We start from the raw sequence: 988 nt of genomic DNA, 5'->3' as shown, positions 1-988 counted from the left end.
ACCGAGGAGCAGGCACTGAGCGGCTCCTCACCAGAGATGGAAGGAGATCCGTGATAAGCACCCAGGATGACCAGGAACGTCCTAATCCGCATGAACGGGAACAGACGCTGGAGCGGGAGTCGGCAGGCACGCCGGATGCGGTGGAAGAAGCCGACGTCGCGAAGAAGGCCGACGAGGCGGAGAAGGCCCAGAAGCACCGGGCGAAGGGTGTGGAGTGGGTGCGCATGTCGGACCTGATGTCACGGCATACCTCCAGCGTCGTCGGGCGCGGGATCGATCTGCACACCGAGCTGACCCACCGCGTCCGCGACCCACTGCTGGAGCGGGCGAAGACGCTGGCGCGCAAGCTGCCGCCGGTGTCCGCGTTCGGCCGTCGAGGCGGCCCCGACCGAGGTCCTACCCGGTCCGGGGTCGGGATGCCCTAACGGCACAAAGAGGGCGACAGCCATGGACTCAGCGATAACAGCATCGGGTGTTCGGACCTGGGGATGGCGCACGTACCTGTCCTGCAGGAGGTGCCGATCATGACAACGCACACGAACCAGCCGGCGCAGGACAGGCCCCGGCGCGAGGACTTCAGGACCAGCGAGGGACTGCGCACGCTCCTGCACCGGCTCCACCAAGCCGGTCCAGGGGCATGGAATCACGATCCGGTCGCCGCGGAGCTGATGCAGTTCACCGCGGAGAAGTACCGGGCCCTGGCCCAGAAGCATCACCTCGACCCCTGGGAGGCCGTCACCGCGGCTTTCGAGGTGATGCGCAAACGCGCCACCCGGGAGGCCGGCGACCCGTGGGCGGTGGTCACACACGCCGTGCGCATCACCTGCATCGCCGAAGAGCGAGGGCAGGGCATGCTCTGCTCCACCCACCAGGCACGCCGCCCGGAGTTCTCCGTCTTCCATGACGCCGAACGGTTCGCCGATCGCGACGAGGACAACCCCCTCATCGACTTCCACCCGGCGTTCCAGGTCACCGACCACCACCTCGG

1 protein-coding gene and 1 pseudogene are annotated in these 988 nt (G+C 67.6%); both read left to right on the top strand.

The annotated features are described in order from the left end of the window. A partial coding sequence (locus HMPREF0183_RS09490; protein ID WP_005885415.1) for a hypothetical protein occupies window positions 1-425 on the top strand: 425 nt, incomplete at its 5' end. A gap of 99 nt (window positions 426-524) precedes the next feature. Beyond that, window positions 525-988, top strand: a pseudogene (locus HMPREF0183_RS09485) (hypothetical protein); the annotation flags it as partial.

This window comes from Brevibacterium mcbrellneri ATCC 49030 (genome assembly GCF_000178455.1).
Lineage (GTDB): Bacteria > Actinomycetota > Actinomycetes > Actinomycetales > Brevibacteriaceae > Brevibacterium > Brevibacterium mcbrellneri.
Note: the sequence above shows the minus strand (reverse complement) of the source record. Positions and strands in the feature narration are given on the sequence as shown.